General features: G+C 67.4%; 1 protein-coding gene. It reads right to left on the bottom strand.

The window, feature by feature from the left end:
* On the bottom strand, positions 1–285 hold a 285-nt coding region (locus GV790_RS30020), incomplete at both ends, for a sensor histidine kinase (protein WP_375139445.1).

Below are 285 nucleotides of genomic sequence, written 5' to 3'. Positions count from 1 at the left end.
GAATGGCGCAACGCGTTGTCGATGAGGTTGGCCATCACCCGTTCGAGCAGACCACCGTCGGCACGGACCGACAGGGAATCCACCGCGACCTCCACGCGGTCCATCGCCGCACGGCGCAGGCCACGCGCCCCCATCCCGACGCCGACCAACGCGCGGTGCACCACCTCGTCCAGATAGACCTGCCGCAGTTGTGGTGACACCACACCGACGGCCAGTCGCGACGAATCCAGCAGATTGCCCACCAGCGCGGTGAGCTGGTCCACCGATTCCTCGACCGTCTCCAGG

Origin of the sequence: Nocardia cyriacigeorgica, from assembly GCF_010858045.1 — a bacterium.
Classification (GTDB): Bacteria; Actinomycetota; Actinomycetes; order Mycobacteriales; family Mycobacteriaceae; genus Nocardia; species Nocardia cyriacigeorgica_E.
This window is presented reverse-complemented; position numbering and strand designations above follow the sequence as displayed.